Below are 18,775 nucleotides of genomic sequence, written 5' to 3'. Positions count from 1 at the left end.
AAAGGCTTTGTTATTTTTTTCGCCTCCCAGATACGCCTCCAGCTTTTCTGATAAATCAACTACAGAATCTGTCAAAAGACCCAAACGTACATCCATTGCTTCCCTGCCTACTTGTAGGGTATATCCCATTGCCAAAAGATCCAAAGAATGCTCTTCTTCCTTTGATCTCTTGAGAAAACCTAACAAATCTTGAGCTTTTTGCTCCAATTGTTCTCCCGTTCTGGCAGATAAAAGGATCGCAACACTATCTCCAGATTCCGTATTAGAAGGAACTTGATCTGTTTCTACATATTCCTCTATAATGATATGGGCATTAGAGCCTCCTGCTCCAAAAGAGGAGATTCCTGCTGTTCGCGATAGAGTCTTCCCAGCAACTACTGGTCGGTCCCAATCTGTTAAGCTCTGGTTAACTATAAAAGGGGTTTTCTCAAAATCAATGTGAGGGTTTAGTCGGGTAGAGTGTAACGAAGGAACGATCTGACGGTGTTGCATCTGCAACAATATTTTGGTAACTCCTGCAATACCTGCAGCGGATTCGCAGTGACCAATATTGGACTTGGCAGAACCCAATAGGCAATACCCAGTATCCTGACCTTCTTTATGAAAAGCTTTGGAAAGGGCTGCTATCTCAATGGGATCTCCCAGTTTTGTGCCAGTACCGTGGGCCTCTATATAACTAATATGGCGAGGATCGGTACCAGATTCCTGTAAGGCATGCGTGATAGCACTCGCCTGAGCTTTTGGATTAGGAACACTATACCCGTTGGTCTTACCGCCATGGTTCAAGGAACTTCCTTTTATGACTCCATAAATATGGTTCCCGTCTCTTTTGGCTTCTGATAACCTTTTTAATACAACAACGCCAACGCCTTCCCCTGGAATATAGCCATCGCCGCCTTCTCCAAAACTTTGACAATGACCAGCACTAGAGATAAACTGACCGGAACTAAGCATTAAATATTTATTGGGATGGACGCTAACATTTACCCCTCCGGCAATACCCAAATCAGTACGGCCTTCCTTTAAATCCTGACAAGCAAGATGTATTGCCGTTAAAGAAGAAGAACACATCGTATCTAATGTCATACTAGGACCATGCAAATTTAAAAAGTAAGATACACGATTCGCTATGCTGGCAAGGCTGCCAGATAGATTATATTCACCATACATCACCCCCGCATATACACCTACTTGACCAGCCATATCCCCATGTGGTATTTGAAGACTTGCTCGGGTATATCCCGCATCTTCTACTGCCATCCAACTATGCTGCAAAAACAAACGCTCCTGGGGATCTATCGATTTTGCTTCCCGTGGAGAAATATTGAAAAACCTTGGATCAAACTCATCCACCCCTTCTATAAAACCACCCCATTTACTGTAATGATGACCACTCTTAGTACGATCCTCACTATAGTATTCTCGCCAGTCCCAACGTTCTTTGGGTACTTCTGTAATACAATCTTTACCTGCACGAAGGTTATCCCAGTAGGCTTCGATATTAACAGAGTCTGGATAGCGACCACTTAAGCCTACTATAGCGATCGGATCTGTCTCGGTTGAATTAATTGTATTTTTTGAAGTAACAACTTTTCGCTTACGAATTAGACCTTTTTTATTGATATTTCTTATTGGAGGTTCTGATCGCTCTTCAATTATTTTTTGTTGACTATTCTCTTTATTCGTAAAAAGTTTGGATAGCTGCGAAGCATGAGACTTAATAAAGTATTCTGAAAGTTCACGAATAGTTTGATATTCGAAAAATAGAGTCTTAGGTAGGGAACCAAAGGTTTTTTCCAGTTGATCTGTAAGACTCATCGCCATTATAGAATCAATTCCATATTTCTCTAGCGGTTCCTGAGGATCTATTTTATGAGAAGTGAGTCTTAATACTGTTGCAAACTGCTTACATAAATATTCCTCAATTTTCTCTTCATAGCTTTCGGAACTCCCATTTAAAGCAATTTTCTGCTCCTCATTGAATGGTGTTGGTATTCTTTGTTTCTGTATTTTTTGATCTTCGAGAAGTGATTGACGCATTTGGACTACATCCCCTTCCATAATTAAAACCTGACTTTGTCTCAACTCTAGACTACGATAAAATGCATACATTCCAGTAGTTGTAGGCATGGGGTGCATTCCAAAAGTTTTACGCAATGCCTCTTGATTTTTTTGATCTATTTGCATACCTCCTTCTTGCCATAATGGCCAGTTGATAGATACGGTATGCCCTTGTCGATCTCCTGAGGAAACTAATCCATTGCGATATACAGAAAACCAATCCATAAATCCATTGGCTACGGCATAATCTGACTGACCTACATTACCAAATAGCGAAGCAACGGAAGAAAATAATACCATAAAATCCAAATCCAAATCCTTACTCGCTATATCCAGATTAAATGTCCCGGAAACTTTTGGAGTTAGTACTTTCTCAAATTCATCACTGGTTTTTTTAATAATAAAATTATCCGAGGTCATCCCCGCACAATGAAGGATACCAGTAATTTGCTTACCTCCATCACTTATAGAAGAAATCAAAGTACTTACCTGATCCAGATTGTTTAGATCTAATGAATGATATTCCACACTACTATTTCGTACTGGCAATGCATCCAGAACTGCTTTCTTTTCAGGAGTTAATATAGAACGACCTGTTAAAATAATCCGAGAATGCGTTGTTTGTTTAAGGATCTCTTTTGCGAATAAAAGTCCTAAACCTCCCATACCTCCTGTGATAAGGTATACTCCTTGATCTTTGAATGCAATCTTTGGATCGCTATGAGTTGCTGGTATCTCTTTATTTCTTAAAACATACCGAATATCCTGCTCATATTTGATAACAGAATCCAAAAACATGGTTTGGCTTTCTTCTAATTGTAAGAAAAGTGTATTTGCTTCTACCTCTGGATGGGTAATAATAACCTGACCTACTAGCTTTGGATTCTCCAAACCAGCTGTTTTTAATAAACCTGAAAGACCCGTAAAAACAGCCTGTTCTGTACTGTTACCTGTTACTATTTGTACTAATATTTTACCCTGAACCTTATTGGTAAGCAGAGTACGCAGGTAATCGAAACAAATAAGAGCATAACTACTGTATCTATTTGCGATATTTTGTTGCGGATCTGCTTGTAAAACTAAAACCTCACTATCGGGAAAAGATATCTTAACTTCTTCTTCTTTAATTTGAGGCATTTCACAAAGAATAATATGTCGTTGAACATACTCTAGTGAATTCTCAGTGGCTATCTCTAAGGAAGTAGTTTCCCATACTTGATTACAAAGCAATGCCTCTGTAGTAGTAGTATCTTGTTCCTGTTGTTTGATAACCTTAATCTTTTCCAGAGCTTCTTTTTGTGTGAGCTTGCCGCTGGAAACATCTTGATATATTTTTTTTAATTGTAATTTCATGTATTCAAGGTCAATTTAACTTCGCAGCTTCCTCCACTGAGATTTCATTATTTAAAATTTTCTCAATTATATTGTTGTAAAAATCATCATCATAGGGGCGATCATTCAAATTGTTTTGAGATATAATCCCAATTTCTCCTTCCAAAGTCCGAGATGAAAATCCGTGCATCTGGACGCAAATATTCCCTTCCTGATCGCATAGATCAAGGTCGAGTTTAATAAGCTTATCTCCAGGTTTGCTTCCGTTAGCATAGCGTGCCCAAACAAACATTTCTTTGGTACAAGCGGAGAGTATACGTACAGATTCCAAAGCAAAAGGAAGTAATGGTTGAGATGGCAAATTATCTAAATCAACCATTAAACTAATACAGGACTGAAGCGCACAATCTATCAAACTAGGATGCAGAGTAAAATCATTCTGGCTAGCCTCGATAACTAGAGGTAAACTAAGATGTGAAAGGAGTTGATCTTCTCCCATATATATCGCAGTTACGCCTTGATGAGCTGGACCATAATCAAGTCCCATCTGTTTAAAAGAATTATAAACTGTATGAGATTCTATACTATTATACTGCATTTCTTCTCTAAGCTGATCTATATCAAGTATAAGGGTTTCTTCTTTCCTTTTGAGGATTGCCTGCCCTTGACAATGTATCACTTCCTCATTCTGACTGTTTGTACTGTAGATCTCAAAATCAATTTTTTCGATAGTATTACCATCTTCGTCATTTTCAAATAAGACTATAGAAACTTGTTTGTATTCTGAAACAACAACAGGCTGTAACCATACTACATTTTTCAGTTCTAAAATGAATGGTTCTTCCTGAACAGGCAGTGCTTTATTTACAGCAACCTGAGCCATTTCCAAATAGGCTACTGCAGGTAAAATTTTATGTTTATCTACTTGATGATCCTTCAAAAAGAATTCTTCTCCATTAAAATTAGTAGTATAGCTTTGTTGGTTTAAGTCTGAAGTGTTTTGATGTAATAACGGATGAAGCCCTGTAGAAACAACATTTTCTTTCTTTGCAAGTCCTTTATTTTTAGATTTATGGAACCAGTAACGTTCTTTTGCAAACGGATATGATGGTAAATGAATTCGATTAGGCTTAACTTCTACATATAATTTATCCCAATCCAGATCAACTCCTTTTACCCATAGATCTATAAGACTATTTAATTTGTTTTCGACTATCCATTTATCAATAATTTCCTGTAAATCAACATCTCCACTAAATAAAGTTTGAATATCTTTATTTGGCTTGCCCTGTCCTATCCATATGTTTTCGATATTACGCTCTCCATTACTATACTTGTGAAGCTTTTTTTCGAGATCTTCTACTGAGTTTACAATAAAGCCTAAACGTTCTTCCATCGCTTCTCTGCCTACCTGTAAAGTATACCCCATTTCTACCAAATCAAGGGTTTCTTCTAATGACACCGATCTGTCTTTCTGTACATTAATAAATTCTAAAAGACCCATAACTTTTTGTAGCAACTGCTCTGATGTTTTTGCCGAAAGCGGTATTATTACTGGATGTATTCTTTTAGAAACCAGAGTATTCTTAGGTTGTATATATTCTTTAACCACCAAATGTGCATTGGTTCCACTATGTCCAAAAGAGTTAATCGCTGCCATACGAGGTGTATCTTTTGATGGTTTCCAATCCTGTACATCTGTATTGATGTAAAAAGGAGAGTCCTTAAATTCTATCAAAGGGTTAATGGTTTTGAAATTTAGTAACTTAGGTATCTTGTTATGTTGAAGGGATAATAAGACTTTTATCAATCCTATAACGCCTGCTGCAGCTGCAGTATGACCGATGTATGATTTAGCACTACCAACGGCACAAAATTCTTTATTTTTAGTAAAAGTCTCAAAAGCTCTGACTAAAGCATTTGTTTCTACAGGATCTCCTAATTTCGTTCCTGTACCATGTGCTTCAACATAGCTGATTTTCTCTGGATCTATTTTAAATTTATTATACGTATCCACAATAAGCTTTTCCTGAGCAGCTCCGTTAGGTGCTGTAATCCCATTACTTGCTCCATCTTGATTAATACCCGATCCAGAAATAAGTCCGTAAATTTTATCTCCCGATTCCATAGCATCCTCCAAACGTTTCAATACAACTACGCCAACTCCTTCTGACATAATAGTACCATCTGCATTTTGATCAAAAGTGAAACAACGACCACTGGGAGATACCATTCCTATTTCATCTAAACGGACTAACATATCTTGTTCTAGACAGGCATTAATTCCTCCTGCCAAAGCCATGTCTGTTTCTTTATTTCTTAGACTTTCACAAGCCAAATGAAGAGCTACTGCTGAAGAAGAACAACCTGTATTAACAACAAAAGAAGGCCCATTCAAATTTAAAATATAGGATAATCGAGAAGCTATAATCGCATCTGAGTAGCCTGTAAAAGTTTCTCCTGAATAACCTGTGGGCTCTGCCCCTATATATATACCTGTCTGAGATCCAGAAAAATCTCTAGGATTATATCCCGCATTTTCAATAGCGTTCCAGCTTTCCTGTAAAATCAATCGTTGATGGGGATTCATGGACTCTGCTTCTTTTGGAGAAATGTTGAAAAATAAAGGATCAAAACAATCTCTATCTTCTACTATTCCACCCCATTTACAACGGGTTTTACCTGGTTGTTTTTGAGAACTGAAGTAGTTTTTCTTGTCTAAGTAACGATTAGGAAGTTCTTCAACTCCATCAACTCCTTGCTCTAAATTCTGCCAAAATTTTTCAATATTATCCGCTTTCGGGAACATTCCAGATATTCCAACTACTGCAATCTCTGATCTGTCGACTTCTTTTTTTCCAGAAAACCTTCTTGATGAGGATTCGTTTCTAAAAGTAAATCTATTTTGAGGTAACCTACTTACTTTACCATTTGTATTTTGTTCATGTACATTTGGTACTGGATCTTCATTTGTAATAATCGTATTATCCAGATGCGGTACCATATTGAGTTCTATTTGTGATTTATAAGAACTCATTACATATTTGCTTAAACGATGTACAGATGAATGTTCAAAAATAACTGCTGTATTGAGCGAAATAGAAAGCGACTCATTGATCTGTTTTATAAAACTTACTCCCAGAATTGAATCAATACCATAATCTGAAAACGCAATATCTGGATCAATACTTTCTGAAGATATTTTTAAAGATTCTGACAAGCTATTCAATATTTGAACACGAATATATTCTTGTATTTTTTGTGAAGATTTTGATACAATGTTTGATTTCTGTAATTCAACATTGTTCTGTTTTTGTAACTGAACAGTTTTATTTTTCACAATTGTTGAAACTGGCAGAGTTATTTTCTCTTCTTTTTCTACTGATATTTTTTGTCTTACTACTCCATCACTTTGTGCAAATATTATCTGTTGTCCAAGAATATGTGCTTCTTTTGCAGGAAACAATACTGAAGGAAATCCTTCTTCTTCAAGAATTTGTTGCCAACCAACAGGATATAACCCTGGACTCCCTGGCATTCGAAGATCTGCATCTTTAAAAAGCCACCATCCATCTAACAACCCAAATGTTAAGTGATTAAAGAGTGCCGGAGTACTTAACTCATTAATCAATAAATATCCATTTTGATGCAGGATAGTTTTTGCATTCTGAATGGTATATCTTATATCTTTTGTAGCATGTAATACATTGGCTGCAATCACAAGATCATAGGTTCCAACTTCAATACCCTGATCTTCTATAGGTTTTTCAATATCTAGTAGTTGATATTGTATATAAGGATTATTAGGAGCATAATTTTTTTCTGCATGAAATAGGAATGCTTTTGAAAGATCTGTATAGCAATATGTATCGATAGACTCCTTAAAGGGTTGCAAACTTGCAAAAACAATCGAAGATGTACCTCCTGTGCCTGCCCCAATCTCCAGAATCCTTAAACGTGCTTTTGGGTCTGCTTGTACTCTTTGCTGAACGTAAGCAACAACAGCATTCGCAACAACCTCATTAAACGTATCTGACATCAGATTGTTTTTGTATACTCCTTCCACTTTTTCCATAGAAGAATCCGGGAATATAACATCTGTAGCAAGAATATTGCCTTGCAAAATTTCTGGTAACTTTTCTAAACAATCATTTACAAGTGCCACCCAAGCTTTACGATCCGGATCTTGTAAATATTTTTGTTTTTCTACTTGCCATTTTTCCCAAATCGTTTTGTTATCTACCTTTTTCCAGTCGATGATAGTGCCTGCTTCCCATTGAATATAATTATTTTGGCGAAGCTTATTGAGACAAACATCCCACCAAGGGATATATTTATCTAAAATTCTACATTGTTTATGAAGATCCGATACTTTTAGGTTTTTTTGTTCACTACTACCTAACTTTACTAATCGATCTATCTGACAGAACAATAATTGCGTGATCCAGTCTTCTAGCTCACTCGTTTCTTCCCTGCGTCTTAGTTCTTTAATCTTTTTATGCGGAATTTCAATTATACTTTCTGATAAGGATATTGAAGACGACATTGGCATACCAGTAAGAGAAATCTGTTCTTCATTATTGCAATTCATGAGTGTTTTAATATGTTTTGATGCTTTCATACATAAAACTTGATGAACCCTTCCTTTCTGGAGTTCATGAACAAACTGCTCAAAACATTTGAATCCTTCATTATCTTCCAGAGCGTCAAAATTTCCTACCGCAACTTCGTTATCTCTTTCTGTAATGGTTTCTATGGTAGATTTCCAAAATCCCCAATTGATAATCCCTACTGGAAAATCAGCGTGTTTTTGAATGGAACGAACAAAACTATCTGAATATGTAATACCACTAGCATACGCTGAGAGTTTCGACGCTCCGGAAAAAGAATACGCTTGCCCCGAAGAGAAGTAACACATAAAATCAAGGGATTCTGCTTTTAGAGCATGGTAGAATACCCAACTTCCCTTAGCTTTTAAATCAAAAATTGATCTGAATTCTCTTTCTGTAGTTTGGTCTACTGAATTTTCGAAGTTAAAGACCATTCCTGCAAAAATAGCTCCATTTATATTGGAATATTTTTGTTTAATAGATGCTACTGCTTGTTGCATAGAATCTAAATTTGTTGCATCTGCCTGTATGTAGAGTAGTTTTTCACTAAATTCTTCAAACAGTTGCAAAGCTGTCTGTACTTTCTCTGAAGTTTCTGTACTTCTTCCTAACCACACTACATTAGCTTTGTACTTTTTGATCAAATTACGTGTCATGATCTTACCTACGGTACCGCTTCCTCCTACAATAATATATGTACCCTCCTCACGAATAGTCGAATGCGTATCTGTATCCCAGTTTAATTTATACTGGATTTGTCGATACCGCTTTCCTGATTGAATTTTAAACACCTCTCCTCTATCTGTTGGTGCTTCTTGAAGTATATTCTCTAATAATTTTTTACGATCCTCTGGTGTTTTTAAGTCTTCTGAAGATATATCTAAGTTTCTTACACGGAACTGATAATTACCTTGGGCTAAAGAATAAGCCAAACCAGTAATACCTGCTCCTATAAAATGATTAGGTTTTGTATTGATTGAACACGTATCTACCGTTAACACATAAGACTCGATACTATCTTTTATCTTATTCCCTTGCTTAAGAGATTTAATCAGACGTAAAAATTGAATTTCATTTCTTTCATAGCTTACCTCTAACTCTTGTAATACGTTAGAATCTAAATTTGGCTCTGCCATAGATAGAAAATATAATGTATCTATATCCTTAATATCTTGTAAACAGTTTTGAAACCCTTCAGAATCATTTAAGCCACATAACCATTCTGTATCAGACACCTGTTCTGTTTTATCTGCTATTCTGATAAGAAATGTTTTTATATCCTTATTCTGCTTGTAATATTTTAGAATTTCATCTTCAAACCCTAAAGTGCTACTACTACAAACAATTAATACGGTTTTATGAGATACAATAGTGTTTTTTGTCTGTATCGGTTGTTCTTCCCACTTCGTCAGGTAACTTACTTTATCCCATAACTGAGGTGTTGCTGTTGTAATTTCTTTTGGTTCAATTATAACAGGAACGTTACGAAAATATTCGAGTTCCAAACCTTTCATTATTACTACAATATTACCCTGCAAATCACACAGATCAATATCGAGTTTAATATCCTCTTTATCCAAAGGAGTTCTTTGTGAAAATCGTACCCACGCAAACATTTCTTCGACACAGGTCGTCACAACGGTTAAAGATTCTAAAGCTATTGGCACTAAAGGTTCTTTATTTTCCATTAAAACCATACTTGCTTGCAATACACTATCTATTATACTTGGATGCAACACATAATTGTCTTGCCCTATAGATGGTATTTTAAGCCTTACCAGCAATTGTTGATTTTCTTGGTATACTTCTTTTAATGCCTGAAGTGAATGCCCATAACTTATACCTCTATTGTTTAACACTTTATATAGATCAGATACTTGTACCGAATCTTCCCTCATTTGTTTCATCAGCTCCTGAACATCTAATTTTGGAATGCTCGACTCTACATCAAAAACCACATTTCCTTGAAAATGAAACGATTCTGCATCGTTTTCATAACTAAGAATTTCATAACTTATTTGGTTATCCTCTTGTGCTGATAATACTATCTTAATATTTTTATCCTGATTTACAACGCATGGTTCTGCCCATTCTAAATCATACATCTTCATAGTTACCGATCCTTCTGTTATTGGCATCGCCATTTCAACTGCTGCTCTTGCCATTTCTAAATAAATTGCTGCTGGCAACACTTTATGTCTGCTATATTGATGGTCTTCTAAAAAGAATTCGTTTCCTCCAAAAGTAGAACTATAGCTTTGCTGAATGAGGTCTGATGTATTTTGATGTACTAATGGATGAAGTTTATTTAAAAAACTTTTTGATACTGTTAGCGGATCTTTTGTCGTTGTATGTATCCAATAGCGGTCTTTTGCAAATGGATAAGCAGGCAAAGCGATACGTTTGGGCTTACCATTGCTATAAAATTTCTTCCAATCGATAGCCAGACCTTTAACCCATAACTCCAATAATTTGGAAAGTTTTTTACGAGTGATCCATTTATCTATCGCCTCTTTCATGTCATCATCATTATTGAGGATCGCGATATCTTGTTGATTACGTTTTGCTTTGCCTTTATAGGTGTCTTCCATATCTTCTACTCCATCAAGATACGCTTGAAGTTTTTCACTTAACTGAGCAATAGAGCCCACCAAAAACCCAAGACGCTCTTCAAACTCTTCTTTACATACCTGAAGGCTGTAAGCCAAGTCATTTAGTTGAATAGTCTTCTGTGATGGTGATATGATATGATTAAATAAATCATGAGCTTTTTGTTGTAATTGTTCTTCAGTTCTTGCAGAAATAAGAATAATTACTTTGTCATCCTGAGGGGTTACGGGAATAGACTTTACTTTATCTATGGGTTCCTGATACTCTTCTATAACGACATGAGCATTTGTACCACTTCGCCCAAAGGAACTTACAGCTCCCATATATGGTTTACCTTCTTCTTTATTCCAATTGCGGGTTTTTTTATTGATAAAAAACGGACTATCCTTCCATGTAATATAATCGTTTTCCTCTTCACAGTTTAGACTTGCTGGAATTTGACGGTATTGCATCGCCTTCAACAAATTAACCACACTAACTAATCCAGAGGCTGCCAATGTATGTCCTACATTACTCTTGCAACTTGTCAAAGCACAATGTTCGCGTTTAGCATCTGATTTTTGGTTATCCTTTAGCCTTTTAAAAGCCCTAACCAAAGCGTTTATTTCAACAGGATCACCAAGTTTTGTACCTGTACCATGAGTTACAATATAAGACAGGTCGTTGGTATCAATTTGGTAATCTGTGTAAATTTTTTCTATTAATTCCGCTTGTCTTTCTCCATTAGGTGCAGTAACTCCATTTGTTTTACCATCGAAGTTAATACCGCTACCTTTGATGGTACCGTAAATTGAATCTTTTTCTGTAATTGCCGCAGATAATGGTTTTAACATTAATACTACAACAGATTCTCCTACTCCAATACCATTTGCGTTTTTTGAGAAGGAATGGCAATGACCATCTTCGGATAGCATTCCTGCTTCACTCATCATTACATAATTCTCTGGTGAAAGGAGTAATGAAATACCTGCTACTATTGCTGTTTCACATTCTCCTTGGCGCAAACTTGAAACTGCCTGATGCAGAGCTACCAATCCAGATGAACAGGCTGTATTTGTTGCAATGGCTGGCCCATGCAAGTCGAGGAAGTAAGAAAGTCGTGAACTTATCATAGCATTACCACTAGTAGTAATGCCTTTTTGTTTTGTAATTCCGTCATATTGCCCTTCTTCCATTCCCACAAAAACACCTACTTTTTTACCTCTGATATCATTGGGAGATATTCTTGCATCTTCTATTGCCTTATATGTTTCCATAAGGAGTAGACGCTCGGCAGGATCCATATTTTCGGCTTCTCTTGGTGAGATTTCAAAAAACAACGGATCAAATTCATCTACACCATGAATAAAGCCTCCTTTGTTCGTCGTTATTTTATTATTGGGATCACCAGCAACGGTAAATTGAGTATGCCAGTCCCATCTGGAAGAAGGTATTTCGGTAACTGCATCTTTACCTTCTGCAAGCAATGCCCAAAATTGATCTACTGTATGAGTTTTTGGAAAACGCCCAGACATACCTACAATAGCAATAGGCTCCTTATTAAGTGTCGTAGGGAGTTTAGTATTAACTCGAGGGGCAAAACGATGATCCGATAGTTTTATACTTTTTAACTTAACCGTATTTGTTTTTCCTTTATTCGTTCTATCGAAAGTTTTAGGTGGATTATAAAAACTCTCCATATGCGTAGAATACTCCTGCAGAAAATAATCACTCAACTTACTAATCGTAGTAGCACTAAAAAATATTGCTGGTGTTATTTCTAACCCGAAATGAACGGTTAGTATTCTTGCAAATTTGCTTAAGCTAATAGAATCAAAACCGTAATCTGTTAGGTTTTCGGAAGTATTTAGTTGGGTTTGATTAATTTTTGTTACTATGGATACCTGTTGTTTTATATCGGATGTGATACATTCCTTCAATGATAAACCTTGATATTGAGGTTTCCACCCTTTATCAGCTATACCTATTGTCTTATCCGATGTGATTTCAGCATTCATCGCCAATCTAGTTTGGTATAATCGATTCAACATCTGCTCAAGGCGGGATGGTTTGCCAAGAATTACGAATGTTTGTGTCCTATCAGAGCCCAAAAGGTCATGCCAAAGGTTTATGCCATGTGATGTTTGTAATGACTCTTGACCACTGCTTTTTAAATAAAATGAGGTCTCTTCTGAATTACCATTACCCATACTACCTTCTTGCCATAATGGCCAGTTGATCACTATTGTTTTTCCATTATGTGATTCTTTTTGCTCACGATATTGACTATACGCCATTTGAAAACGACTGGCTACTGCATAATCACACGAACCAAAATCACCTAGTAAAGCGGATACGGATGAAAAGTAACATATAAAATCTAGTGAAGGTTGGTCGAATACCTCATCCAACAACATAGAACCAATGGACTTTGGACGAAGAACTGTATTGATATCTTCTGTTGACCTATTATAAAAAGGTTCTGAAGATTCTACACCTGCTGCATGAATAATTCCTGAGAGGTTACAAGATAACTCTGATTTCAAAGTAAGTATCGCTTCTTTGTCACTAACATCAAGAGCTTTGTAGTTTACTTTTCCTGTACCTACCTCTTTTAAAACATTAATTTTCTTTTCAATATTAGAATTTATCTGGCGCCTACCCACCAATATAAGATTAGCATTATAGTTTTCTACTAAATAATGCGCGAATTGTAATCCTAAACTACCACACCCTCCTGTTATTAAGTAACTTCCGTTTTCCTTAAGTACAGGTTCTTTGGTTATTTTATTGTTTTTACATGATTGTAACGATAGTATATATCTTTCTTCATTCTTATACCACAATACCCCTTTATGCTGGGATGCATCCAACAATTGTTTAGATGTACAAAAAGCTATATCAGTATAAAGTAATGATAATTGAACATTTGGAAGAAGTAGTTTTAATGATCGTTCAAAACCGATCCAAGAATAATCCCAACAAGTATTAACTTCTGAAGGGTTATAATGCCCAACAAGTGTGACGTGAGTTACTAAGGATTTCGATGATTTAATCTTTTTAAACAAATCAAACAACATATGAATCCCTTTTTCACCTTGATCTTTTGCCCAAAAGTAAATGATACGAACGGGGTTATTTCTTTCAGAAGTAACTTGATTCAGTATTTTGCTAATATCATCTGGATTATTAGGATTACACTGATATGACCTTGATGTTACTTTTTGAAAAATATCCGCCTGCTTAACAACAATAGCTTTGGATAATGGATTCTCTATTTCTGTTTCTAATTTTTCATTAAAATCTTTATCAATAAAAATAATAGTTTGTTGATTATTTGATCTTAATTGAGTATCAGCATATGGTTGAGTTTGCCAATCCTCCTTGAAAAAAAGTGTTTGTATTTCCTCTTGTTTTGAACTGGTTATATTTTCGTTACCCGTAGTAAATACTTGGGTGCTTTTTTCATCTCTAATGCCAAGAATTAATTCTCTCATTCGCATACAAACATTACCCTGTTCATCATACAAGTCTATATCTAAGCTGAAAGTTTCATCTTTAAACTGATGATTTTGTGAATAACGAACCCATACAAACATATCCTGTGTACAAACAGATATTATTTGCATGGATCTTAAACTTAATGGAATTAATTGCTGGTGGTTATCCAAAAAGAAATCAGTAACTTGTAAAGTATGCTCCATGACTACTGGAAAAAGCATAAACCTACTTTGGTTAAGTACTGTATTGTTTAATAGCCCTAATTGAGCTAATAGTTGATTTTCTCCCTGATATATATTTATAATTTCTGGATTAACGACCCCTAGTTCTACTAATCTCATCTGACCTTTAAGTTCCTCTATATCCTTATTATCAGGCGCTGATAAGTTATTAATGTGACTCGTTCCTTGACTATGAATTATTTCTTCGTTTTCTAAATGACTGCAGATTTCATAATCAATTTGACTATTACTTTTTTCATATAAAGAAATAGTAAATTCTGTATGTTTAGTAGCTACCATTGGTTCTGCCCATACTATATTATTCAACTCAATAATCCCTTGCTCTGTTTGTAATGGCAAAGAATTTTTTACAGCTGCGCAGGCCATTTCCAAACTAGTAAGTTCAGGTAAAAATTTTAGTTCTCTTTCTTTATCTTGGTTTAAAAAAGGTTCTTGTCCACTAAATCTTGAGCTATACCGTTGCTCATGAAGGATAGAAGTGTTTTTATGTAATAAAGGGTGTAATAAAGCGTCTGAAACATTTGATGATATTAAATGACTAGTTTCTGTAACATCAACCCAATATCGATCTTTGGCAAAAGGATACCCTGGTAAATTAATACGCCTAGGTTTGACATTTCCATACAATTCATTCCAATCCAAATCATACCCTTTAACCCATAAATTGACAAGGTTAGATAATTTTTTCTGATGTATCCATTTGTCAACTGTCTCTTGCAAATCAGAATCATGGACGAACAAGGAAATAGTATCTTCATTATGTTTTGCTTTTCCTACGAATACACCATCAATATTACGTTTATCTTCAATGTAAGATTTTAATTTTTCTGCTAATTGATCTATTGAATTCGCTACAAATCCCAAACGTTGCTCCATCTCCACTCTACCTGTTTGCAAAGTATACGCCACCTCCATAATATCAAGAGATTTTCTCTCTTTATGGATATGATTGAATAAGTCAATGACTTTTTGCTGCAACTGCTCTTCGGTTCTAGCAGATAGTGGGAGAATACAGTCAATATTTCGAATACTATTATTTACTTCAATATTTGTTTCTAAGGGTGATGGGTACTCTGCTATAACCATATGGGCATTAGTACCACTAAAGCCAAATGAACTGATTGCTGCTTGACGTCGCTGACCTTTTTTAACTTCCCAGTCTTTGAGCTCTGTATTCACATAAAACGGACTATTTTCCAAACTTATATGCTCATTCAGTTCTCCAAAGTTAATTGTTGGAGGTAGTTTTTTATATTTCAACGACATCAAAAGCTTGATCATACCAGATACTCCTGCTGCCATTAAGGAATGACCTATGTTACTCTTCACAGACCCCAAAGCACAGTATTCTTTTTCCGAGGTGTATTTTTTAAAAGATTCAACTAACGCTTCCACCTCAATAGGATCCCCAAGTTTTGTACCTGTACCATGCGCTTCGACTAACTGAATAGAGGCTGGATCGATCTTATATTTATCATAGATTTCTTGTTGTAACTTGGATTGTGCTTTTGTATTTGGAGCGGTAATACCATTGGTTTTACCATCTTGATTGACACCCCATCCTTGAATAACACCTAGTATATTGTCCTGATCCTTTTCTGCGTCTTCTAATCTTTTTAACATAACAACTCCTACACCTTCACCTGGCACAAATCCATTTGCCCGTTGATCGAAGGTATAGCATTTACCATCTGGAGATAACATTCCCATTTGTGACGCCTTGACGTGCATATCTGAACCTGTCCCTACATAAACTCCTCCTGCAAGTACTAGGTCACTTTTTCCTAATGTTAAGGAATCACATGCATTAGCTATAGCTACTAGTGATGAAGAACAAGCAGTATCAATAGTTAAACAGGGGCCTTGTAAATTTAAAAAATAAGAAATCCTTGCCGCCAAAATAGAATTATCACCACCTGTGAAACCATAAGCGCTTATTTGTAATTCCTTTGATAACAAGTGATAGTCTCCTTGACCACAACCTACAAAAACACCGCATTTACTATTCGCTAATGATTTTGCATTGTAACCTGCGTTTTCTATAGCATGCCAGCAAGTCTGCAAAAACAGCCTTTGTTGCGGATCCATACTTTCTGCTTCTGAAGGGGAAATATTGAAAAACAAAGGGTCAAATAAATCGTATTCTTCCAATGCTCCCATCCATTTGCTATAGGTTTTTCCAGAAACTGTATCGCCTTCTTGATAATATTTATCAATATCCCAGCGCTTTAAAGGTATTTCTTTAATACAATTCTTTCCTTCCGCTATATTTTCCCAAAATACTTCTATATCTTTCGATTCTGGAAACTGGCCAGCCATACCTACTACAGCAATAGAGTGCGATTGGTATTCTAAAGGAGTATCTGGTTTTGATACTAACAAATTACGTTGAGGAATCAGCTTTCTAAATGTTGATAATGGCGCATTAATGCTTTTTAAATCTACTGGGTTATTAACTTGAACTACTTGCTTTTCTGGTTCTCTTTTAACAGGTAATATTCCATTTTTTTCTGCTTCTTCCTTTACATAACTACTAAATTCTGTCAGATTTGGATAGCTATAAACTTTAGTAGCATTAATCGATATTTTATATTTTTCATTTATCTTTCGTATCCAAGTTACCCCTATAATAGAATCCAGACCTAAATCCACAAACTGACTGTCCTCATCTATTTCATCTTCCGCCATATGTAACTCCTGAGCTAGTAAGATTTTAAGACCATCAATAATTTCACGCAATATATTAGTATGAGTGGATATATTTTGAGGTTCAGAAAGGTCTAATTTATTGGTAGAATCCGTTCCAATTGTTGAATTAGCATTATCTTGATTGAAATTACTTTCAATTTGTTGTAAGGTTTCTGTCTTGCCTACAAAGGTTTTTTCGTGCATCTCCAGCTCCAAATGGTAGGTATCTTCTAGCTGATCGGTAAGATGTTTGGTGAGTTGCTCCTTGATTGCTATCAAGCTATCCCGTGAGTGCTTTGCTATTTCTTTGGCAAGATCAAATGCCTTAGACAACAATTCTTGTCGAGGAAATACAGGGTAAAAAAGCCCTTTTTCTTGTAACTCTCTTCCTGAATATTCCACCGCAGTCAGTAAAGTCTCTCTGGCAAGATCATATCCCGTTTTATCCGGAAAAGCAAGGGTAGCTGCCGCTCCAGGGGTAAATCCATAAGTCATATAAGGACTTACATAATGGCTCTGTTCGCTAAACAAAATAAAATCGGAAAACATACCCATAGACCAACCCGCTCCGATACCATGTCCTTGCATCGCTGCTATGACAGGTATCTTACATTCCATAGCTATATGGTAAATTTTAGTATCTGTAAATTTAATTCTTCCCTCTTGAATATCTAGAAGCATTTCTTTTGTACCTCCCGATATGAAATAATTATCATATCCTGTAAGTATCACTACCTTATAAGCTTTAGATTCTGCTATATGCTCGAATATCTCTGTGACACCTTCCATGAAGGCATCAGAAAACATGTTCTTCGCATCTCTGTCTTCCATCTTCACTTCTAAAATACCCTCTGGATAAAGGGTGGCTTGTATTACTTTGGTATGAAGTGCTATCGCTGTAGGTACCTCAGGAAAGGATACCTCTGTTGGTGCTTTGGTTTCTGACCAAACCGGAAGCTGTTCTATCTTTTCACGGATCAGCAAAGCATGTTCCTGCTTCCAGGATGTTACACTGGCTAATGGTAGCTTGGTCCATTGCTGTGCCAACTCCTTGGCTTTTGCCAATACCTCTGCCTTGTCTACTACCGTTACAGCTCCTAGTTGCTGTTGTAACTCTGCTCCTGTATATGTTTTTCCTCTTAAAAGGAGTTCCTTACAAACATACGGACTTAGGCGATCTGCAAAAACCATAGCTGCTCGTTTGGCTAGTTCTGGTCTTTCTAAAAGCTTGGTCGCAGAATACTTCCCCTCTGTTTGGTAGATGCATCCATCACAAGACTGGGCGATCCATAGCGAGATATCTTTTGCATTGGATCTAATAGCGGCTATCACAGGAATTGGGGATCCATAAATCAAATCCTGAATCTTCAAGATCTCTTCTTCCGAAGTGTCTCTATCGGATACCGAAATGAATTCTGATCCATCACTGGTAAGTACAATTGCTTTATAATACTTGCTTTTTGCAACCTGACTAAAAACATCGGTCAAACCAGAAATCAGATCTGTAAGTGTATATGGTTTTTTGCCTGTACCTATTTGGATCGTTAGTATATGGGGAGCTGTATTTTCTAACTGTAGATATTTCGAAGAACAAGTAATCTTTGGCTTATTGGGTGTAGAACTACTTTGCTCTTTTACTATAGCAACTGTCTTTAATTTTTTTGTGTATTTTAATATATGACGCCCTAAATGCTGCTTTAGCAAACGTAGTGCAGTTTGGGATTTCTTTGAAAGAGATACTGCTAGTTGTTC

At 36.1% G+C, this 18,775-nt stretch carries 2 protein-coding genes; both read right to left on the bottom strand.

Annotation, left to right across the window (positions count from 1 at the left end):
* Positions 1-3,414, bottom strand: a 3,414-nt coding sequence (locus H527_RS0121020; RefSeq protein WP_027414463.1) for an SDR family NAD(P)-dependent oxidoreductase, incomplete at its 3' end; no start/stop codon positions are given.
* Between the two features lie 10 nt (positions 3,415-3,424).
* A complete protein-coding gene (locus H527_RS24160; protein WP_155837980.1) occupies positions 3,425-18,727 on the bottom strand; it encodes an SDR family NAD(P)-dependent oxidoreductase in 15,303 nt (5,100 codons plus the stop codon).
* Positions 18,728-18,775: the final 48 nt, after the last annotated feature.

This window comes from Aquimarina muelleri DSM 19832, assembly GCF_000430665.1.
GTDB lineage: Bacteria > Bacteroidota > Bacteroidia > Flavobacteriales > Flavobacteriaceae > Aquimarina > Aquimarina muelleri.
This window is presented reverse-complemented; position numbering and strand designations above follow the sequence as displayed.